We start from the raw sequence: 19466 nt of genomic DNA, 5'->3' as shown, positions 1-19466 counted from the left end.
CACGCCGGGCCGCCCCAAGTGGCGAATGCCCCCATGGGGGGCAGCGAACCACGCGCAGCGGGGCGCGTGGGGGCTGTCGTCAGCAGGACCGCATTGGTGATGGCGGGCGGCACGGGCGGCCACATCTTCCCCGGTCTGGCGGTGGCCGAGGCCCTGCGCGAACGCGGCTGGCGGGTGCACTGGCTGGGCGCGCCGGGCAGCATGGAGGCCCAGCTGGTGCCGCCGCGCGGTTTTGCCTTCGAGCCCGTGGCCTTCGGCGGCGTGCGCGGCAAGGGCCTGCTCACGCTGGCCCTGCTGCCGCTGCGTCTGCTGCGCGCCTTCTGGCACAGCCTGCAGGTGGTGCGTCGCGTGCGTCCCGACGTGGTCGTGGGCCTGGGTGGCTACATCAGTTTTCCCGGCGGAATGATGGCCGTGCTGGCCGGCAAGCCGCTGGTGTTGCACGAACAGAACTCGGTCGCCGGTCTGGCCAACAAGGTGCTGGCCAGCGTCGCCGACCGGGTGTTCACCGCGTTCCCCAAGGCCATGCCGAAAGGCATCTGGGTGGGTAACCCGCTGCGTGCGGCCTTCACGCAGCAGGCCCAACCTGCGCAACGTTTCGCCGGCCGCAGCGGCCCGCTGAAGCTGCTGGTGGTGGGGGGCAGCCTGGGCGCGCGCGCCCTCAACGACATCGTGCCGCGCGCGCTGGCCCTGTTGCCGGCCGGGCAGCGGCCACGGGTCACACACCAGAGCGGCGCCCGGCAGATCGACGAGCTGCGCGCCAACTACGCCGCCGCCGGCGTCGATGCCGAGCTCACGCCCTTCATCGACGACACCGCCAGTGCCTTCGCCGAGGCCGACCTGATCGTCTGCCGCGCGGGTGCCAGCACCGTGACCGAAATCGCCGCCATCGGCGCTGCCGCCCTGTTCGTGCCCTTCCCGGCCGCCGTGGACGACCACCAGACCGTCAACGCCCGCTTCCTGACCGAGTCGGGCGCCGGCTGGTTGCTGCCACAGAGCGACCTGACGCCGCAGGGCCTGGCCGACTTCATCGCCCACACCGACCGGGGTGAACTGCTGGCGCGGGCCACCCAGGCCAAGGCACTCGAAAAAACAAACGCCACCCGCGAAGTGGTGATGGCCTGTGAAGCACTGGCCGGAGGAAACAACACATGAAACACGCCGTCCGCCACATCCACTTTGTCGGCATCGGTGGCTCGGGCATGAGCGGCATCGCCGAAGTGCTGAGCAACCTGGGTTACACCGTCTCGGGCTCCGATTTGTCCGACAGCGCCACGCTGCGCCGCCTGGCCAGCCTGGGCATACGCACCTTTGTCGGCCACGCCACGGCCCACATCGCCGGCGCCGACGCGGTGGTCACCTCCACCGCGGTGTTGGCCAGCAACCCCGAGGTGGTCGCCGCGCGCGAGAAGAAGATCCCGGTCGTGCCGCGCGCCCTGATGCTGGCCGAGCTGATGCGCCTGAAGCAGGGCATCGCCATCGCCGGTACCCACGGCAAGACCACCACCACCAGCCTGGTGGCCAGCGTGCTGGCCGAGGCCGGCATGGACCCGACCTTCGTGATCGGTGGCCGTCTCAACAGCGCCGGCGCCAATGCCCGGCTGGGCAGTGGCGAACACATCGTGGTCGAGGCCGACGAGTCCGACGCGTCCTTCCTGAACCTGTTGCCGGTGATGGCGGTGGTGACCAACATCGACGCCGACCACATGGAGACCTACGGGCACGACTTCGGCCGGCTCAAGCAGGCCTTCGTCGACTTCCTGCACCGCATGCCCTTCTACGGCGTGGCCATCCTTTGCACCGACGACGCGGCGGTGCGCGACATCGTTCAGCAGGTGTCCTGCCCGGTCACCAGCTATGGCTTTAACGAGGACGCCGAGGTGCGCGCCGTCAACGTGCGCGCGGCCAGCGGGCAGATGCACTTCACCGTGTTGCGCCGCAACGGCGTGGTGCTGCCCGACCTGGACGTGGTGCTCAACCTCGCGGGCGAGCACAACGTGAAGAACGCGTTGGCCGCCATCGCCGTGGCGGTGGAACTGGGCCTGCCCGACGAGGCCGTGCTGCGCGCCCTGGCCGGATTCAAGGGCGTGGGCCGGCGTTTCCAGCGCTACGGCGAGGTCGCCACACGCGACGGCGGCCACTGCACCGTGATCGACGACTACGGCCACCACCCGGTGGAGATGGCCGCCACGCTGGCCGCGGCGCGTGGCGCCTTCCCGGGTCGACGCCTGGTGCTGGCCTTCCAGCCGCACCGCTACAGCCGCACCCGCGACTGCTTCGAGGATTTCATCAAGGTCATCGGCCAGGCCGACGCGGTGCTGCTGTCCGAGGTCTATGCCGCCGGCGAGGCGCCCGTCGTGGCGGCCGACGGCCGCAGCCTGGCGCGGGCCCTGCGCGTGGCCGGCAAGGTCGAGCCGGTGTTCGTGGACGACATCACCGACATGCCTCAGGCCATCGTCGACAACGCCCGCGATGGCGATGTGATCCTGTGCATGGGGGCCGGCTCCATCGGGGCCGTGCCGGGCAAGGTGGTGGAGATGGTGGCGGTCGCACAAGGGGCGGGGGCATGACGGTGGAACAGACGATGGGCAAGGTCGCGGTGCTGATGGGCGGCCGTTCGGCCGAACGCGAGGTGTCGCTGATGTCGGGCACGGGCGTGCTCAAGGCGCTGCGGGAACGTGGCGTGGACGCACACGCCTTCGATCCGGCGGAGCGCGAGCTGTCGGCGCTGAAGGCCGAAGGCTTCGAGCGCTGCTTCATTGCCCTGCACGGCCGCTTTGGCGAAGACGGCACGGTGCAGGGTGCGCTGGAGCTGCTGGGCATTCCCTACACCGGCTCCGGCGTGCTGGCCTCCAGCGTGGCCATGGACAAGGTCATGACCAAGCGCATCTGGTCGGCCGTGGGCCTGCCCACGCCGGGCTGGCGCCAGGTCGACAGCGCCCTGGCCACGCGCGATGCCTTCGCGGCCCTGGGCAGCCCCATGATCGTGAAGCCGGCGCGCGAGGGCTCCACCATCGGCCTGACCAAGGTGATCGATGCCGCGCAGTGCGACGAGGCCTACCGCCTGGCGGCGCAGCACGACCCGCTGGTGCTGTGCGAGCAGTTCATCGCCGGCGATGAGGTCACCTGCCCGGTGCTGGGCACGGGCGACACGGCGCGGGCGCTGCCGGTGATCCGCATCGTGGCGCCCGACGGCAACTACGACTACCAGAACAAGTACTTCACCGACGACACCCAGTACCTGGTGCCCTGTGGCCTGCCCGATGGCGAGGAGGCGCGCATCCAGGCGCTGGTGCTCGACGCCTTCCAGACCCTGGGCTGCCGCGGCTGGGCGCGGGCCGACGTGATGATCGACGCGACCACCCGCAAGCCCTACCTGCTGGAGATCAACACCTCGCCCGGCATGACCGGCCATTCGCTGGTGCCCATGTCGGCGCGTGCCGCCGGCATCGCCTACCCCGAGCTGTGTCTGCAGGTGCTGCAGGCCGCCACGCTGGACAACGCCTGAGCCCGCCACGTCCATGAACCCCGTGCTCGACACCCCCACCGACGTCCGCCTGATGGCACTGGCCAGCCAGTTGCTGCTGGGCCTGTTCGTCCTCATGGGGCTGAGCGCGTGTGGCATGTGGCTGGTGCGGCACCCGGCCTGGCACCTGGCCGGCATCAAGGTGCAAGGCGACGTGGCTCACCAGAACGTGGTGACGCTGCGTTCGCACATCGCGGCGCGCCTCAACGGCTCCTTCCTCACGCTCGATCTGGCCGAGGCGCAGCGCCTGTTCGAATCCGTGCCCTGGGTGCGCCAGGCGGTGGTGCAGCGCGAGTTTCCCAACCGCCTCAAGGTCACGCTGACCGAGCACCAGGCCGTGGCCTGGTGGGGCGACGCCGGCGAGGACCGCCTGCTCAACGCCCAGGCCCAGGTGTTCCAGGCCAACCCCGACAACATCGATAACGACGCGCTGGTGGAACTCGCCGGCCCCGACGACCAGGCGCCCCAGGTGCTGGCGCTCTACCGCGATCTCAGCAGCGTGTTCGGGCGCATCGACCTCGACATCCGGCGGCTGGAACTCAACCCGCGCGGCAACTGGCGGGTGGTGCTGTCCAACCAGGCCCAGGTTGAACTCGGCCGCGGCGAGCCCAGCGAACTGATGGCCCGCGCCGCGCAGTTCGTCGGCACGGTGGGCCAGGTCACGGCCCGCTACCAGCGCGACATCGAATCGGCCGACCTGCGCTACCCCAACGGCTACGCCGTGCGCATGCGCGGTGTCTCCACCGTGGACGCAGCCACCGCCGCCAAGCCGGCGCCCCGCCCCGCGCCTCGGCCAGCCACCCCGAAACCCTCGAACCACAACAGGTAAAACAAGCATCCATCATGGCCAAGGAATACAAGGATCTCGTGGTCGGACTCGACATCGGCACCTCCAAAATCATGGTGGTGGTGGCCGAGGTGCAGCCCGGCGGCACGCTCAAGCTCGCGGGCCTGGGCGTGGCCCCCAGCCACGGGCTCAAGCGCGGTGTGGTGGTCAACATCGACGCCACGGTGCAAAGCATCCAGCAGGCCCTCAAGGAAGCCGAGCTGATGGCCGACTGCCGCATCGCCCGTGTCTACACCGGCATCACCGGCAGCCACATCCGCGGCATCAACTCCAGCGGCATGGTGGCCATCAAGGACCGCGAGGTCACGCCGGCCGACGTGGCGCGTGTGATCGAGACCGCCAAGGCCATCAACATCTCCACCGACCAGCGCCTGCTGCTGGTGGAGCCGCAGGAGTTCGTGATCGACGGCCAGGAGGTGAAGGAGCCGATCGGCATGAGCGGCATCCGCCTGGAGGCCAAGGTCCACATCGTCACCGGCGCCCAGAGCGCGGCCGAGAACATCATCAAATGTGTGCGCCGCTGTGGCCTGGAGGTCGACCAGCTCATGCTCAACCCGCTGGCGTCCAGCCAGTCCATCCTGACCGACGACGAGAAGGAATTGGGCGTGGCGCTGGTGGACATCGGCGCCGGCACCACCGACGTCGCCATCTTCGCCGGTGGCGCCATCCGCCACACGGCGGTCATCCCCATCGCGGGCGACCTGATCACCAGCGACATCGCCATGGCCCTGCGCACGCCCACCAAGGACGCCGAGGACATCAAGGTCGAGAGCGGCTGCGCCAAGCAGCTGCTGGCCGACCCCGAGACCCAGGTGGAAGTGCCCGGCCTCGGCGACCGCGGCCCGCGCATGCTCAGCCGCCAGGCCCTGGCCGGCGTGATCGAGCCGCGCGTGGAGGAGATTTTTGCCCTGGTGCAGCAGACCATGCGCGACTCGGGTTTCGAGGAGGTGCTGTCCTCCGGCGTGGTGATCACCGGCGGCAGTGCGGTCATGCCCGGCATGGTCGAGCTGGGCGAGGACATCTTCCTCAAGCCGGTGCGCCGTGGCGTGCCCAAGTACACCAGTGCCTTGTCGGACATGGTGGCGCAGACGCGCGCCGCCACCGTCATGGGCCTGCTCGAAGAGGCGCGCCTGGCGCGGCTGCGTGGCCACAAGGTGGCGCAGAAAACGGGGTCGGTGCACAGCGCGCTGGGCCGAGTGAAAGACTGGTTCATGGGGACGTTCTGATGACCAAGACCACCACCGCGCCACGGCCACGCCGACGCCGACCGAGCGAAACCGGGCCGCCTGGCTGAACCCGCAGCGGTTCAGGCACACACAGATTCAATGGCAACCATCAGCAAGCATTCAAGGAGAAAAACATGAGCATCGAAATGATTGAGGCAGAAGGGTTCAACCAGGGCACGCAGATCAAGGTGATCGGTGTCGGCGGTGGCGGTGGCAACGCGGTCGAGCACATGATCGGCTGCGGCGTGCAGGGCGTGGAATTCGTCTGCGCCAACACCGACGCGCAGGCGCTGTCGCGCACCGCGGCCCACCGCACCATCCAGCTTGGCACCACCGGCCTGGGCGCCGGCAGCAAGCCCGACAAGGGCCGCGAGGCCGCCGAGCTGGCCGAAGCCGACATCCGCGAAGCCATCGCCGGTTCGCACATGCTCTTCATCACCGCCGGCATGGGCGGCGGCACCGGCACCGGCGCCGCGCCCGTGATCGCCCGCGTGGCCAAGGAAATGGGCATCCTCACCGTGGGTGTGATCACCAAGCCCTTCGACTTCGAAGGCCCCAAGCGCATGGCCAACGCCGACGCCGGCCTGGCCGAGCTGGAGCAGAACGTCGACTCGCTGATCGTGGTGCTCAACGAGAAGCTGCAGGAAGTGCTGGGCGACGACATCACCCAGGAAGAGGCCTTTGCCCACGCCAACGACGTGCTCAAGAACGCGGTCGGCGGCATTGCCGAGATCATCAATGTGCCGGGCCATGTGAACGTCGACTTCGAAGACGTGCGCACCGTCATGGGCGAGCCCGGCAAGGCCATGATGGGCACCGCCACGTCCAGCGGCCCGGACCGCGCCCGCATCGCCGCCGAACAGGCCGTGGCCTGCCCGCTGCTCGAGGGGGTGGACCTCTCGGGCGCCAAGGGCGTGCTGGTGCTGATTTCGGCCTCCAAGGGCTCGCTCAAGCTGAGCGAATCCAAGCTGGCCATGACCACCATCCGCGCCTTCGCCTCGCCCGATGCCCACATCATCTACGGCACCGCCTACGACGAGGCCCTGGGCGACGCCATCCGTGTGACCGTGGTGGCCACCGGCCTGAGCCGCCAGAACGCGCGCCGCCAGGCGCCGCCGCTGCAGGTGCTGCGCACCGGCACCGACAACATGCCCTTCCACGTCGCCCCCGGCGTCAACGCCATGGGTGGCTCGGCCATCGGTGCCGGCCCGGCCGCGCAGCAGAACGACTACAGCGGTATGGCCGTGCCCAGCGTGTGGCGCACCAACCGCACCCAGGCGGCGGCCAAGGTCGACGCCCTGTCCTCGGGGGGCATGGACGACTTCGAGATCCCGGCCTTCCTGCGCAAGCAGGCCGACTGATTGAGCCCACCCCCGCGCCGCGCCCAGGGGCGCGTCACCCCCTCGAGGGGCGGCACCTGCGGACTGGCGGAGCCAGGTCCGCGGTGCCCCCGGGTGAGTGTTGGCGGGCGTGACGGGCAAGCAAAACGGCGCCGATGGCGCCGTTTTTTTTGGGGGGGAGGGAGGTTGTGGGGGGGGCTCAGGCGGGCAGGTCTTCCTTCACCACCACCTCGGCGCGCAGCGAGTGTGGCTGGGCCGAGGTGATTCGCACGTCCACCATTTGGCCGACCAGGCGGGCCGGGTGGGGGCCGCCGGGGAAGTTGACGATGCGGTTGCATTCGGTGCGGCCCATCAGCTCGCTGGCGTCCTTGCGCGATGGCCCTTCGACCAGGATGCGCTGCACCCGGCCTTCCAGGCCCGCGCTGATGCGGCGCACGTTGTCCTCGATGCTGGCCTGCAGCCGCTGCAGGCGCTGGAGCTTGACCGCGTGGGGCGTGTCGTCGGGCAGGTTGGCGGCCGGGGTGCCGGGCCGCGGGCTGAAGATGAAGCTGAAGGAGGCATCGAAACCGACGTCCTCGATGAGCTTCATCATCTTGCCGAAGTCCTCGTCGGTCTCGCCCGGGAAGCCGACGATGAAGTCGCTGGAGAGCGACAGGTCGGGGCGGATGGCGCGCAGCTTGCGGATGGTGCTCTTGTATTCCGTCGCGGTGTAGCCGCGTTTCATGGCCATCAGGATGCGGTCGCTGCCGTGCTGCACCGGCAGGTGCAGGTGGTTCACCAGCTTGGGCAGCCTGGCGTAGGCCTCGATCAGGCGCGGCGTGAATTCGTTGGGGTGGCTGGTCACGTAGCGGATGCGCTCGATGCCAGGCATGTCGGCCACGTACTCCAGCAGCAGGGCGAAGTCGGCGATCTCGGGCCCGGACTTCGAATCCTGACCCATCTTGCCCCGGTAGGCGTTGACGTTCTGGCCCAGCAGCGTGATCTCCTTCACGCCCTGGTCGGCCAGGCCGGCCACCTCCACCAGCACGTCCTCGAAGGGGCGGCTGACCTCGTCGCCGCGGGTGTAGGGCACCACGCAGTAGCTGCAGTACTTGCTGCAGCCTTCCATGATGCTCACGAAGGCGCTGGCGCCCTCCACGCGGGCGGGCGGCAGGTGGTCGAACTTCTCGATCTCGGGGAAGCTGATGTCGACCTGGGGCCGGGCCAGGGCGGCGCGGGCGTTCAGCATCTCGGGCAGGCGGTGCAGGGTCTGCGGGCCGAACACCACGTCCACATAGGGGGCGCGCTTGATGATCGCCTCGCCCTCCTGGCTGGCCACGCAGCCGCCGACACCGATCAGCACGCCCTTGTCCTTGAGGTGTTTGACGCGGCCCAGGTCGCTGAACACCTTCTCCTGCGCTTTTTCGCGCACCGAGCAGGTGTTGAACAGGATGAGGTCGGCTTCCTCCACGTCCTGCGTGGGTTCGTAGCCCTGGGCGGCGCCCAGCACATCGGCCATCTTGTCCGAGTCGTACTCGTTCATCTGGCAGCCGAAGGTCTTGATGAAAACTTTTTTGCTCATGGGGGTCTCCGGCCTCAGCGGCCGCTGCTTTTGGCGGCGTCCTGCTCGGACTGGAAGCGGTAATTGCGGATCACACCGTCCCAGCCGGCGCGTGGCTGCGCAGCCTCGTAGGCGGTCAGTATCCAGACGTCGTGCACCAGGCCGGTGGCTTCGCGGGTGTAGTTCACCACCAGCGACTGTTGCTGCAGCGACTGCGGGAACACCAGCGTGTTGCTGGTGCCGCGGATGCGCGAGCCGGGCGACAGCCGCGCGGGCTGGCCGTTGAGCAGCACGTCGGGCGGGTTGGTCACGACGAGGTGGCCACGCAGCGCGCTGTCGGGGAAGACCCGGCCCTGGGCCTGGGCGTGGGAGGGAACAAAGGCGGTGGCCAGCGAGGCGATGGCCAGCATCAAGGCGCCGTGGCGGCGCCCGTGACAGCGGTTCATGGTATGTGTCCAGAGGCTGTGGAGGGGCGCTCATTTTACCGCGAGGGTCCCCAGTCGCCTGGTGCCGGACCCAAGGCGTGCCGTCGGCGCTATATTGCGCACAAGGCTCGACACCTCCACCCTTATTCGGCATATCGGATGTTCGGCATCAAAACCATCAGGTTCCAGCAGTGGATCGTCATCTCCGCCAGTGCGCTGGTGCTGATCCTGTCCGCCGTTTTTCTGGGCACCGTGTTTGGCAAATTCCGCGAAACGGCGGAGTTTGGCGCCACCGAACGGTTCGAGCTGATCACGCGGGGCATCGCGGACAACTTGCAGCTGAGCCTGGAGGCCCATGCCCGGCGCGCCTTGGCGTTTGCGGCGGGCGACGCGGCCACGCTGCTCAAGCGCCAGTCCATGCCGGCGGAGGCGGTGCTGGCGGTGCTCAAGACCTCGGTGCGGCAGAACCCGGGCGTTTATGGCGAATACATCGGTCTGGCCAACGGCGACTTCTACCAGGCGATAGGCGTGCACCGCGACCCCTCCGTGGTCCAGGCGCTGGTGGCGCCCGGGCAGACCGAACTCGCCGTGAGGGTCATCCAGGCGGATGCCCAGGGCCGCCGCACGGAGCGGTGGCAGTTCCTCGACACGGACGGTCGGCTGCTCGACGAGCGCAGCGAGCCGGCGTCATACACCCCGCTGGACCGGCCCTGGTACCGGGGTGCGCTGGCCACGCCGGGCGCCCTACTCACCGCGCCCTACGTGTTTGCGTCCACCCAGCGCGAGGGTGTGACGATTGCCGCCGCCATGCCCCAGGGCGGCGGGGTTTACGGCATCGACATCAGCCTGCACATGCTGCCGGGGGTGCTCGCCAGCTACCAGATCAGCGACAACGCCTTCATCGGCGTGGTCGATGAACAGGGGCGGCTTCTGGCAGCGCACGGCAAGGGGTCGTCGGGCTTCCAGACCAACACCGGCATGCTGCAACCCATGGCCGGGGTGGCCCACCCCAAGGTGGCGGCCGTGGCCGGTCTGCTCAAGGACATGGCGCCGGAGGTGTCGCACTTCCTGGAGCTGGGCGGCGAGCCCCACCTGCTGGTGGTGCGCAAGCTCGACATCGCCGGCAGCGGCCGCTACCAGGTGGTCTCCTGGGCGCCGGTGGCCGACTACACCGGGCCGGTCGAGCGCGCGCGGCGCGATGTGCTGCTGATCACTTGTGCCCTGCTGGTGGTGCTGGTGCCCATTGCCCTGATCGGCACACGCGGCATCGCGCGTTCCCTGGGACGCATGGCGCAGGACTCCGAGCGGCTGCGCGTGCTGGATTTCTCGGCCGAGCCGGCGGAGGTGCAGTCCTACCTCTACGAAATCAACGCGCTGGGGCAGGCCCAGACGGTCATGCACCGCTCGGTCAAGGAGCGCACGGTGGCGCTGGAGACGGCGCAGGCCAAGCTGTCCCGGATCGTGGAGACGGGCATCGAACTCGGGCGCACGCACGACCGCGCGGAGCTGTTGCGCGCGGCGCTGTTCGGCGCGCGCGAGATCGCGCAGTGTCAGGCCGCGACCCTGTTCCTCAAGACCGAGCGCAACACCTTGCGTTTCGCCTTGCGCACCAGCGACGACCCCCTGCCGACCACCGAGCTGGCGCTCTACGACATCCACGGCCGGCCCGACCACAAATTCGTCGCCACCCACGTCGTGCTGAGCGGCGAGACCGTGGTCATCGACGACATCTACAGCGAAACGCGCTTCGACGTCAGTGGCACCAAGCGGTTCAGCGAGGAGTCGGGCATCCGCGTGGTCTCCACCTTGAACGTGCCCCTCAAGGCCAGCGAGGGACAGGTCCTGGGGCTGGTCCAGCTGATGAACGCCCTGCACCCCAAGACCGGTGAGGTGATTCCGTTCGACCCGGAGATCGTGAGTTTTGTCGAGGCGCTGGCGGCCCAGGCCGCCGTGGCGCTGGAGAACCAGATCCTGCTCGACGCGCAGAAGGCCCTGATGGATTCGATGATCCAGATCATCGCCGGCGCCATCGACACCAAGAGCCCCTACACGGGTGGCCACTGCGAGCGCGTGCCGCAGCTGGCGATGATGCTGGCGCAGAAGGCATGCGAGGTGAAAGAGGGCCCGCTGGCCGACTTCGAGTTCAAGACCGAGGACGAGTGGCGCGAATTCCGCATCGGTGCCTGGTTGCACGACTGCGGCAAGGTCACGACGCCCGAGTTCGTGGTGGACAAGGCGACCAAGCTGGAAACCATCTTCAACCGCATCCACGAGATCCGGACCCGGTTCGAGGTGTTGCTGCGCGACGCGCGCATCGCCTGCCTGGAGGCCATCGTCGAGGACCCCGCACAGGCGGCTTCGGCGAATGCGGCCTTCGAGGCGAGGCGCGCCGAGCTGGTGGCCGACTTCGCCTTCGTGGCCGAATGCAACCTGGGCAGCGAGTTCATGGCACCCGACAAGGTCGACCGCTTGAGGGACATCGCGCGCACCACCTGGGTTCGGCATTTCGACGACCGGCTGGGCCTGGCCCACGACGAACTCAAGCGCTTCGAACGCGAACCGGCGCGGCCTCTGCCGGCGCAGGAGCAACTGCTGGCGGACAAGGCGCAGCACCTGTTCGAGCGCCCGCCCACCGCGGCCCTGGACTCGCGCTATGGCTTCACCCTGAAAGTGCCCGAGCACCTCTACAACCACGGCGAGGTCTACAACCTGTCGATCGCGCGCGGAACCCTGACGGACGAAGAGCGCTTCAAGATCAACGAGCACATCGTCCAGACCATCGTGATGCTCGAGAACATGCCGCTGCCCTACAACCTCAAGCGCGTGCCGGAGTACGCCGGCACCCACCACGAAACGCTGATCGGCAGCGGTTACCCGCGGCGCCTGACGGAGCGCGAGCTGTCCATTCCCTCGCGCATCATGGCGATCGCGGACGTCTTCGAGGCCCTGACCGCGCGCGACCGCCCCTACAAGAAGGCCAAGACCCTGTCGGAATCCATCAAGATCCTGCACAAGTTCAAGATGAAGCGGCACATCGACCCGGTGCTGTTCGACCTTTTTCTCAGCTCCGGGGTCTATGCAACCTACGCCCGCAAGTACCTGCTGCCCGAGCAGATCGACGAGGTGGACATCGCGCAATACCTGGGGCCGTGATACCGCTGCGCGGGCGGGTGCTCACACTTCCTCAGTCGTCGGGCTGGTCGGCCCAGAGGTCCCGGGACGCTTGTGGCTTGCGCGGGAAGTCGCGGTCGTGCTGCTCCAGCAGGCGCAGCATGGAGTCGTGCACATCGTCGGGGAAGCCTCGCCGCTCGCCGTTGCGGGTGTCGCCCATGAGCTTGGCCATGTAGAGCGCGAATTCGGGATGGCCCCAGAGCAGGCGGATGTTCTTCCCGATGTGGGGGAAGGCGGTCGTGACCCGCTTGAAATGCTGATTCTGTTCAATCATGCCCATGGCTCCATGGATGACGTCAGCGGCCAGCCCGCAACAGACCATCGATATTACGCCAGCCCTGTGGCAAAGGGCTTGCGTTATCGTGACGAGATGAATCCTCCTGAAGCATCCCATCCACCCCCGGTCTACCTGGTGGCCGCCCACCCCCACTGGCGCGAATCCCGCGTCAACCGGCGTTTGCTGGAGGCCACCCGCGCGCTGCCCCATGTGCAGGTCATGGACCTGTACGCCAGCTACCCCGATTACGACATCGACGTGTCCGCCGAGCAGGCCCGGCTGGCGGCGGCGCAGCTGCTGGTCTGGCTGCACCCCATCCAGTGGTACGCCAGCCCGCCGCTGCACAAGCTGTGGCAGGACGAGGTGCTGAGCCACGGCTGGGCCTACGGCCGGCGCGGGCAGGCGCTGCGTGGCAAGGACGTCTGGCTGGTGGCCAGCACCGGCGGCGCCGAGTCGGCCTACCACCCGCAGGGCTACAACCGCTATTTTTTCGATGCCTTCCTGCCGCCCTACGAGCAGACCGCTGCCCTGTGTGGCATGCGTTTCCTGCCGCCGTTGGTGTTGCATGGCGCCCATGCGGTGGCCGAGGACGAGCTGCGCGCCCATGTGGACGTGTTTGTGCAGCGCCTGTCCAGCTACCCCGACTGGCCCGAGATCGCCGACATCGAATGTGTGGGCTGCGAGGTGCCTGACAGCGACCGCCCGCAGAGCCATGGGAGCCAGCCATGAGCGCCGAAACCGTCGGCCACGTGGCGGCGGGCGACTGGCTGACGCCGGCCCTGGTTTACCTGGGCGCGGCCGTGCTGGCCGTGCCACTGGCCAAGCGCCTGGGCTTTGGCGCCGTGCTGGGCTACCTGCTGGCCGGCATCGCCATCGGGCCCTGGGGCATGGGCCTGATCGCCGACGCGGCGTCGGTGCTGCACTTCGCCGAATTCGGTGTGGTGCTGATGCTGTTCCTCGTGGGCCTGGAGCTGGAGCCGGCCAAGGTCTGGCGGCTGCGCCAGCCCATCTTCGTCTGGGGCAGCCTGCAGATGGCCTTGTGCAGCAGCGCCATCGGCGGCCTGGCCTGGTGGTTGGGCGCCGGCTGGCAGGCCGCGCTGGTGCTGGGCTTCGGCCTCTCGCTGTCGTCCACCGCCATCGCCCTGCAGGCCCTGGCCGAGCGCCACCAGGCGCAGACCGAAACCGGCCAGACCACGGTGGCGCTGTCGCTGGCGCAAGACATCCAGTCCATCCCCCTGCTGGCCCTGCTGCCGGCCCTGGCCGTGGGCCTGGTGGCCGGTGAGGACGTGGCCGCCGACGGTGGCGGTTTCCTGGCCGCCCGGGCGCTGGCCGTGGTGGTGGCGATCGTGTTCGGCGGCCGCTACCTGGTGCGCCCGCTGTTCCGCGCCATCGCCCGCAGCGACGTGCGCGAGGTCTTCACCGCCGCCGCCCTGCTGCTGGTCATCGGCGTGGCCTACCTCATGCGCTGGGTTGACCTCTCCATGGGCCTGGGCGCTTTCCTGGCCGGCGTGCTGATGGCCGACAGCGAGTACCGCCGCGCCCTCGAAACCGACCTGGAGCCCTTCAAGGGCCTGTTCCTGGGCCTGTTCTTCATCGCCGTGGGCATGTCCATCGACTTCGGCGTGCTGCTGGCCCAGCCCTGGCAGGCCCTGGGCATCACCCTGGGTTTCATGGCCATCAAGTTCGCCATCATGCGGCCGCTGGCCGCCACCGTGGGCATACCGCTGGCGCAGCGCAACCTGTTCGCGCTGCTGATCGCGCAGGGCAGCGAATTCGCCTTCGTGTTGTTTGGCGCCGCGGCCACGGCGCGGGTGGTGGCGCCAGCCACGGCCGCGCTGTGGATTGGCGCGGTGGCCTTGTCCATGCTGCTCACGCCCTTGCTGCTGCTGCTGGTCGACCGCCTGGCGCGGCGCCACAGCGGCGCGGCGGCCCGGCCCGAACCCGAGCCCTTCGACGTGCAGGACGCGCCCATCATCGTCGCCGGCATCGGCCGTTACGGCCAGATCGTGACCCGCGTGCTGCTGGCGGCCGGCCTCAAGCCCACGGTGCTGGACCACAACCCCGACCAGGTCGAGTCGCTGCGGCGTTTTGGCTTCAAGAGCTTTTATGGCGACGCCACGCGGCTGGACCTGCTGCACAACGCGGGCGCCGCCAGCGCCCGCGTGCTGGTGGTGGCGGTGGACGACCGCGACACCAGCCTGGCCATCGTCGACCTGGCCCGCGAGCACTTCCCGCAGCTGCAGCTGGTGGCCCGGGCGCGCGACGTGGGGCACTGGAACGCCCTGCGCGACCGGGGCGTCACGCTGATCGACCGCGAGCTGTTCGAGTCCTCGCTGGGCAGCGCCCGCAAGGTGCTGGAGGCGGTCGGCCACACCGCCTTCGAGGCGCGCGAGCTGGCCATGCGTTTTCGCCGCCACAACCTGGGCATGCTGGAACTGCAGCACCCGCACCACGCGGACGTGGAGCGCCTGATTTCCGTCACCCGCCAGGGGCGCGAGCAGCTGGAGGCCCAGCTGGCGCAGGAGCGCGAGGAACGGGCGGCGCGCCGGCGCAAGCAACTGCCGCCCGACTGGGGGACCTGAAACACGTTCTCAGGCGGCCAGCGGCAGGGTCAGCTCGGCGCGCAGGCCACCCTGGGCGCGGTTGCGGCGCAACCGCGTCGTCGTCGTCGGAGAGCAGCGGCTACGACGCGCTGAACATCAACCAGGACGGCACGGTGTCCGAGATGGAGCGCCTGGCCGGTGCCTTGAAGGAGCTGGCCCAGTCGGCGCAGGACGACACGGGCAGCGGCTTCAACCAGGAGATCGCCAAGCTGGCGCAGTCGCTCTACGAGCAGATCGGCGCCAACGTCATGGGCACCCAGGCCAGCTCGCCGAGCACCGCGCTGACCGCCTGAGTTCAGGCGCCGGCCTTGGCCGCCGTCCAGCGGTCGAGCTTGGCCCGCGCGCCGTTGCGTGCCGGGTCCATGGCCTGGTCGTGCCCGGGCAGTGGGGTGGTCAGCTCGATCACGTAGCCGTTGGGGTCGCGGAAGTAGATCGAGTGGATGAAGCCGTGGTCCGAGATGCCGCGGGTCTCGATGCCCTGCGCCCGCCCCAGTTCGAACATGCGCTGCAGCGTGTCGGCGTCCACCCGCAGCGCGATGTGCAGGTCGAAGTCGTGCTGGACCTTGAAGTCGAAGGGCATGTCCGGCGCCTCGAAGAAGGCCAGGAAGGAACCGTCGCCCAGGCGGTAGAAGGTGTGCAGGGTGTCGGTCTTGCGCCCGCTCTTGGTCTCGCCGATCTCCAGCGTGCCGGCCAGCGGCAGGCCCAGGAAATCCTCGTAGAAGCGCCGCGTGGCTTCCGAGTCGCGGCAGCGGTAGGCGTTGTGGTGCAGGCCGTGGATCATGGCCGGCCTCACACCGTGACGAAGGTCTGGCCCTTGAGCGAGGCCGCGAAGCCGTTGATGACCCCGTGCACCGGCGCCCAGGACTTGAGCGCCATCATGTGGCCCATCCAGCGCCGGATGTTGGGGTAGGCGGCGAGGTCGGAGCCGATCATGCCCAGCAGGGCGATCATCTCGGCGCCCAGGTAGTCGGCCAGGCTGATGCTGTTGCCGCAGAGGTAGGCCTTGTCCGGCCCGATCAGGTGGGTGTCCAGGGTCTTGAGCCAGATACCGCTCTTGTCCCTGGCCCAGGCCAGGGTGCCCGCCTGTACCGCGTCGCCAGGCCGCTTGTGGCCGGGGAAAATCTGCGGGTAGATCAGGCCGTAGCCGAGGTCCTTGTAGATGTTGGCGTTGAACCAGTCCATCATTTCGTTGACGCGGGCGCGCGCCTGCAGGTCCCGGGGGTAGGCGGGCGAGCCGGCCTGGTCGGCCAGGTACTTGACGATGGCCGAGCACTCGGTGAGGCGGAAGCCGCCGTCTTCCAGCACCGGCACCAGGCAGTTGGGGTTGATGGCGGCGAACGGCGCCTGCATGTGTTCGCCGGTGAACAGGTCCACCACCTGGTAGTCCAGCGCGATGCCCTGGTCGGTGGCGAACATCTGGACGACACGGCTGGTGGTCGAGGCCGGGTGGAAGTACAGCTTCATGGTCGGTGTCTCCTGCGGGGGGCGGGCTGGCAGTGTAGGCCGCTGTGCGGCCCCGTGCAACGTCGCCGGGCACTGGCCGTTCCGGCCTGCCCGGGCGGGCACAAAGACCGCTATGCTTTTGGCCATGAACACCGAGCTCCTTCCCGCCGTCACCACCGCCGCGCTGATCGGCGCCCCCACCGACATCGGCGCCGGCGCGCGTGGCGCGTCCATGGGGCCCGAGGCCCTGCGCGTGGCCGGCCTGCGGGCGGCGCTGGAGACCCATGGCCTGCGGGTGCTGGACGGCGGCAACCTGGCCGGCCCGACCAACCCGTGGCAACCCCCGGTCGATGGCTACCGCCACCTGCCCGAGGTGGTGGCCTGGAACCAGGCTGTGTTCGACGCCGTGTACGGCGCGCTGCGCGGCGGGCACCTGCCCATCCTGCTCGGGGGCGACCACTGCCTGGGCGTGGGCAGCATCGCCGCCGTGGCCCGCCACTGCCGCGAGCAGGGCCGGCAGCTGCGCGTGTTGTGGCTCGATGCCCATGCCGACTTCAACACCAGCACCCTCACGCCCAGCGGCAACGTGCACGGCATGCCGGTGGCCTGTCTGTGCGGCCTGGGGCCGGCCGGGCTGACCGGCATCGGTGGCCACACGCCGGCCCTGCGGCCGGACCAGATCCGCCAGATCGGCATTCGCAGCGTGGACGCGGGTGAAAAGCGCCTGGTGCACGAGCAGGGGCTGGAAGTGTTCGACATGCGCTTCATCGACGAGGAAGGCATGCGCCGAACCATGGAGCGCGCGCTGGACGGCATGGACGCCAACACCCACCTGCACGTGAGCTTCGACGTCGACTTCCTCGACCCCGAGATCGCGCCCGGCGTGGCCACCACCGTGCCCGGTGGCCCCAGCTACCGCGAGGCCCAGCTGTGCATGGAGATGATCGCCGACAGCGGCCGCCTGGCCTCGCTGGACATCGTTGAGCTCAACCCCGCGCTGGACGTGCGCAACAAGACCGCCGAGCTCGCGGTGGACCTGGTCGAGTCGCTGTTCGGCAAGAGCACGCTGATGCGCTTGCCGCGTTGAGAACATGTTGACGATCTACAAGGGGTCGCGTCGATCGTCATACGTTCTGAAGGCCCTGCCCGCCGTGGCGGTTGGCGCGTGTCGTGTGAACAACAAGGAAGCAACCATGGATCAAGCCCATGAAATGCGCACGGAGCTGGCCAACCGGCTTTTCTTCCGTCTGTACCAATGCGCCAACATGCTGCACAAGACGGGTTCCAGGGCGATCGAGGAAGAAGGCCTGACCACGCAGCAGTGGGCGGTGCTGGGGGCCTTGTCGCGGCCCCAGGTCGACGGCGGCATGAAACTGGGCGACCTGGCCCGCTACCTCATGGTCAGCCGCCAGAACCTTTCGGGCGTGATCGGGCGCCTGGAGCGCGCCGGACACCTGGTCAGCGCGGCCGACCCGGCCGACCGCCGTTCCCGCCTCATCCAGATGACGGACAACGGGCGCCGGGTGTGGCAGCACTTTGCCCTGCCCAAGATCCGCGGCTACTACGACCTGGCACTGAAGGACTTCTCCACCAACGACATCGTGCACACCGTGCACTACCTGCTCAAGATCCTGGACAACATGCAGGCGCTGGACGAGGGCGGCGACGGCGAGAGCGACATCGATCCGCTGGCGGATTGACGAAGGTGGTCCGCGCGCCGGAATCACCGGAGCGCGAACCGCCTCGTGCGGCGCGGGCGCTTACTTGTTCGTCTTGGCGAATTCGGCCGATTCCTTTTTCACGACCTCCATCACGACGTCGTTGTAGGCCGAGATCCAGTCGGACTGGGGCACCCACTTGGCGCCGTCCCACATCTCGATGCGGGTCTTGCCGCCACCGCCGTGGTCCTGCGCGGTCACGGTCACGGGCGCGAGCAGGCCGTTGGCGTCGAAGTTGCGCAGGCTTTCCAGGCCGGTCTTGACCTTGGCGGGCGTGAGCGGACGGCCGCCGGCCTTGATCGCCGCGCGCACGCCCTCGAAGGCCACCGAGTACATGGCCAGGCCGGTGTTGTAGTACACGTCCTGCAGGTTCTTGCGTTCACCGTTGCCCTTGCCCTTGTCGTACAGCTCGGTGGTGATCTGCTTGATCAGCGCGTGGTCCTGGCCACCGGCCACGTTGGTGCCGCGTTTCATGCCCTTGGCCTCGGCGGCGCCGATGTTGGCGATGTCGACCTCGTTGAACCAGTTCACGCTGATCAGCTTGTCCATGGCGATGCCGTTGCGCTTCATCTCGCGCGCGGCCACCACGTGCATGGCCGACAGGTTCCAGGTGATCACCCAGTCGGGGTTGAAGCGGCGGATCTGGGTCCACACCGCCGCCTGGTCGCGCCCGGGCATGGGGTTGGGGAAGAGGCTGAGTTCGAAGCCTTCCTTGTCGGCCAGCGTCTTCAGGATGGGGATGGGTTCCTGGCCGAAGGCGTAGTCGGGGTAGATGAAGCCGACCTTCACGCCCTTGAGGCTGCCCTTGTTCTGGTTCTTGATGTACTGGATGTTGTTCGCCATCTGGCCCCAGTAGGTCGGGCCGATGGGGAAGATCCACTTGAACACGTCGCCGTCGATGGCGTCGCCCCGGCCGACGAAGGACTGCAGCATGATGTTGCCGTCGGCCATGGCACGCGGCAGCACGGCGCGCGACACCGGGGTTGACAGGGTGTCGAAGATCATCACGCCTTCGCGCTTGAGTTTTTCGTAGCACTCGATGCCACGCTGGGGTTCGTTGCCATGGTCCTGGGCCACGATCTCGATCGGGCTGCCCTCCAGGCCGCCCCGGGCGTTGAGGATGTCGGCGTAGTCCTTCACCGCCTGCACGATCTGTGGCGTGACGAAGGTGTAGGCCTTGCTCAGGTCGTAGCACAGGCCGAACTTGACGGGCGCCTGCTGCGCCATGGCGGACTGCCCGCCCAGCATCAGGACCAGGCCCGACAAGGTGGATAGCAATGCACGTTTCATCGAAAGTCTCCTGCGTACGCTTGAACAGCCGTTCCCTGGGCACCAAGTACGCGCATGCCCGGA

18 protein-coding genes are annotated in these 19466 nt (G+C 68.6%); 12 read left to right on the top strand and 6 right to left on the bottom strand.

Features of this window, described 5'->3' with window-relative positions:
• The first annotated feature begins 33 nt into the window (after window positions 1-33).
• The 6 genes from murG to ftsZ all read left to right on the top strand — a co-directional run bounded on the left by murG (window position 34) and on the right by ftsZ (window position 6957).
• Entirely contained in the window at window positions 34-1152 is a 1119-nt protein-coding gene (murG, locus tag AAHB17_RS10565; RefSeq protein WP_342130531.1) for an undecaprenyldiphospho-muramoylpentapeptide beta-N-acetylglucosaminyltransferase, read from the top strand.
• On the top strand, window positions 1149-2567 hold the full coding sequence (gene murC, locus AAHB17_RS10560; RefSeq protein ID WP_342130530.1) for a UDP-N-acetylmuramate--L-alanine ligase: 1419 nt from the start codon (window positions 1149-1151) through the stop codon (window positions 2565-2567). Before murG ends, murC begins: the two co-directional genes overlap by 4 nt.
• On the top strand, window positions 2564-3505 hold the full coding sequence (locus AAHB17_RS10555; RefSeq protein WP_342130529.1) for a D-alanine--D-alanine ligase: 942 nt from the start codon (window positions 2564-2566) through the stop codon (window positions 3503-3505). Before murC ends, AAHB17_RS10555 begins: the two co-directional genes overlap by 4 nt.
• 13 nt (window positions 3506-3518) lie before the next feature.
• On the top strand, window positions 3519-4352 hold the full coding sequence (locus AAHB17_RS10550) for a cell division protein FtsQ/DivIB (protein WP_342130528.1): 834 nt from the start codon (window positions 3519-3521) through the stop codon (window positions 4350-4352).
• Window positions 4353-4366: 14 nt separating this feature from the next.
• A complete protein-coding gene (ftsA, locus tag AAHB17_RS10545; protein WP_342130527.1) occupies window positions 4367-5596 on the top strand; it encodes a cell division protein FtsA in 1230 nt (409 codons plus the stop codon).
• A 134-nt stretch (window positions 5597-5730) separates the two neighbouring features.
• The gene (ftsZ, locus tag AAHB17_RS10540) at window positions 5731-6957 is read left to right on the top strand and encodes a cell division protein FtsZ (protein WP_342130526.1); all 1227 of its coding nucleotides are present in this window, start codon (window positions 5731-5733) and stop codon (window positions 6955-6957) included.
• A gap of 178 nt (window positions 6958-7135) precedes the next feature.
• On the opposite strand, the gene miaB is transcribed toward ftsZ, so the two are convergent.
• Window positions 7136-8497 (bottom strand): tRNA (N6-isopentenyl adenosine(37)-C2)-methylthiotransferase MiaB, encoded by a 1362-nt coding sequence (gene miaB / locus AAHB17_RS10535; protein WP_342130525.1) that lies wholly within the window; start codon window positions 8495-8497, stop codon window positions 7136-7138.
• A 14-nt stretch (window positions 8498-8511) separates the two neighbouring features.
• Window positions 8512-8922, bottom strand: coding sequence for a hypothetical protein (locus tag AAHB17_RS10530; protein ID WP_342130524.1), 411 nt, complete (start codon window positions 8920-8922; stop codon window positions 8512-8514).
• A gap of 138 nt (window positions 8923-9060) precedes the next feature.
• Here AAHB17_RS10530 and AAHB17_RS10525 point away from each other — a divergent pair, with 138 nt between their 5' ends.
• Window positions 9061-12054, top strand: a complete 2994-nt coding sequence (locus tag AAHB17_RS10525; protein WP_342130523.1) for an HD domain-containing phosphohydrolase — start codon at window positions 9061-9063, stop codon at window positions 12052-12054.
• Between the two features lie 31 nt (window positions 12055-12085).
• On the opposite strand, the gene AAHB17_RS10520 is transcribed toward AAHB17_RS10525, so the two are convergent.
• Window positions 12086-12346 carry a hypothetical protein gene (locus tag AAHB17_RS10520; protein WP_342130522.1) on the bottom strand — a complete coding sequence of 87 codons (261 nt, stop codon included), beginning with the start codon at window positions 12344-12346 and terminating at the stop codon, window positions 12086-12088.
• 96 nt (window positions 12347-12442) lie between these two features.
• Here AAHB17_RS10520 and kefF point away from each other — a divergent pair, with 96 nt between their 5' ends.
• From kefF to AAHB17_RS10505, 3 genes are all read left to right on the top strand, one after another.
• The gene (gene kefF / locus AAHB17_RS10515; RefSeq protein ID WP_342130521.1) at window positions 12443-13078 is read left to right on the top strand and encodes a glutathione-regulated potassium-efflux system oxidoreductase KefF; all 636 of its coding nucleotides are present in this window, start codon (window positions 12443-12445) and stop codon (window positions 13076-13078) included.
• Window positions 13075-14931 (top strand): glutathione-regulated potassium-efflux system protein KefC, encoded by a 1857-nt coding sequence (gene kefC / locus AAHB17_RS10510; RefSeq protein ID WP_342130520.1) that lies wholly within the window; start codon window positions 13075-13077, stop codon window positions 14929-14931. The genes kefF and kefC overlap by 4 nt, the downstream gene beginning before the upstream one ends.
• Before the next feature lie 134 nt (window positions 14932-15065).
• On the top strand, window positions 15066-15245 hold the full coding sequence (locus tag AAHB17_RS10505) for a hypothetical protein (RefSeq protein WP_342130518.1): 180 nt from the start codon (window positions 15066-15068) through the stop codon (window positions 15243-15245).
• Window positions 15246-15247: 2 nt separating this feature from the next.
• Here AAHB17_RS10505 and AAHB17_RS10500 read toward each other — a convergent pair whose 3' ends face one another.
• Both AAHB17_RS10500 and AAHB17_RS10495 read right to left on the bottom strand, forming a co-directional pair.
• Entirely contained in the window at window positions 15248-15733 is a 486-nt protein-coding gene (locus tag AAHB17_RS10500; RefSeq protein WP_342130517.1) for a VOC family protein, read from the bottom strand.
• Between the two features lie 8 nt (window positions 15734-15741).
• Complete coding sequence (locus AAHB17_RS10495; RefSeq protein WP_342130516.1) at window positions 15742-16416, bottom strand: glutathione S-transferase family protein; 675 nt, start codon at window positions 16414-16416, stop codon at window positions 15742-15744.
• A 124-nt stretch (window positions 16417-16540) separates the two neighbouring features.
• Between AAHB17_RS10495 and rocF the strand changes: the two genes are divergently transcribed.
• Together rocF and AAHB17_RS10485 are read left to right on the top strand one after the other, a co-directional pair.
• On the top strand, window positions 16541-17482 hold the full coding sequence (gene rocF / locus AAHB17_RS10490; RefSeq protein ID WP_342130515.1) for an arginase: 942 nt from the start codon (window positions 16541-16543) through the stop codon (window positions 17480-17482).
• A gap of 106 nt (window positions 17483-17588) precedes the next feature.
• Window positions 17589-18095, top strand: coding sequence for a MarR family winged helix-turn-helix transcriptional regulator (locus AAHB17_RS10485; protein WP_342130514.1), 507 nt, complete (start codon window positions 17589-17591; stop codon window positions 18093-18095).
• Between the two features lie 60 nt (window positions 18096-18155).
• Here AAHB17_RS10485 and AAHB17_RS10480 read toward each other — a convergent pair whose 3' ends face one another.
• On the bottom strand, window positions 18156-19403 hold the full coding sequence (locus tag AAHB17_RS10480; protein ID WP_342130513.1) for an ABC transporter substrate-binding protein: 1248 nt from the start codon (window positions 19401-19403) through the stop codon (window positions 18156-18158).
• Between the last annotated feature and the right edge of the window lie 63 nt (window positions 19404-19466).

The organism is Hydrogenophaga sp. OTU3427, assembly GCF_038440225.1.
Taxonomy (GTDB): domain Bacteria; phylum Pseudomonadota; class Gammaproteobacteria; order Burkholderiales; family Burkholderiaceae_C; genus Hydrogenophaga.
This window is presented reverse-complemented; position numbering and strand designations above follow the sequence as displayed.

What these genes read in the sequence shown, in the direction of transcription:
- miaB (WP_342130525.1), bottom strand. Translation starts at nt 8,497, where the DNA reads ATGAGCAAAAAAGTTTTCATCAAGACCTTCGGCTGCCAGATGAACGAG.
- AAHB17_RS10520 (WP_342130522.1), bottom strand. Translation starts at nt 12,346, where the DNA reads ATGATTGAACAGAATCAGCATTTCAAGCGGGTCACGACCGCCTTCCCC.
- AAHB17_RS10495 (WP_342130516.1), bottom strand. Translation starts at nt 16,416, where the DNA reads ATGAAGCTGTACTTCCACCCGGCCTCGACCACCAGCCGTGTCGTCCAG.
- AAHB17_RS10500 (WP_342130517.1), bottom strand. Translation starts at nt 15,733, where the DNA reads ATGATCCACGGCCTGCACCACAACGCCTACCGCTGCCGCGACTCGGAA.
- AAHB17_RS10555 (WP_342130529.1), top strand. Translation starts at nt 2,564, where the DNA reads ATGACGGTGGAACAGACGATGGGCAAGGTCGCGGTGCTGATGGGCGGC.
- AAHB17_RS10530 (WP_342130524.1), bottom strand. Translation starts at nt 8,922, where the DNA reads ATGAACCGCTGTCACGGGCGCCGCCACGGCGCCTTGATGCTGGCCATC.
- kefF (WP_342130521.1), top strand. Translation starts at nt 12,443, where the DNA reads ATGAATCCTCCTGAAGCATCCCATCCACCCCCGGTCTACCTGGTGGCC.
- AAHB17_RS10485 (WP_342130514.1), top strand. Translation starts at nt 17,589, where the DNA reads ATGGATCAAGCCCATGAAATGCGCACGGAGCTGGCCAACCGGCTTTTC.
- ftsZ (WP_342130526.1), top strand. Translation starts at nt 5,731, where the DNA reads ATGAGCATCGAAATGATTGAGGCAGAAGGGTTCAACCAGGGCACGCAG.
- kefC (WP_342130520.1), top strand. Translation starts at nt 13,075, where the DNA reads ATGAGCGCCGAAACCGTCGGCCACGTGGCGGCGGGCGACTGGCTGACG.
- ftsA (WP_342130527.1), top strand. Translation starts at nt 4,367, where the DNA reads ATGGCCAAGGAATACAAGGATCTCGTGGTCGGACTCGACATCGGCACC.
- AAHB17_RS10525 (WP_342130523.1), top strand. Translation starts at nt 9,061, where the DNA reads ATGTTCGGCATCAAAACCATCAGGTTCCAGCAGTGGATCGTCATCTCC.
- murC (WP_342130530.1), top strand. Translation starts at nt 1,149, where the DNA reads ATGAAACACGCCGTCCGCCACATCCACTTTGTCGGCATCGGTGGCTCG.
- AAHB17_RS10550 (WP_342130528.1), top strand. Translation starts at nt 3,519, where the DNA reads ATGAACCCCGTGCTCGACACCCCCACCGACGTCCGCCTGATGGCACTG.
- AAHB17_RS10480 (WP_342130513.1), bottom strand. Translation starts at nt 19,403, where the DNA reads ATGAAACGTGCATTGCTATCCACCTTGTCGGGCCTGGTCCTGATGCTG.
- rocF (WP_342130515.1), top strand. Translation starts at nt 16,541, where the DNA reads ATGAACACCGAGCTCCTTCCCGCCGTCACCACCGCCGCGCTGATCGGC.
- murG (WP_342130531.1), top strand. Translation starts at nt 34, where the DNA reads ATGGGGGGCAGCGAACCACGCGCAGCGGGGCGCGTGGGGGCTGTCGTC.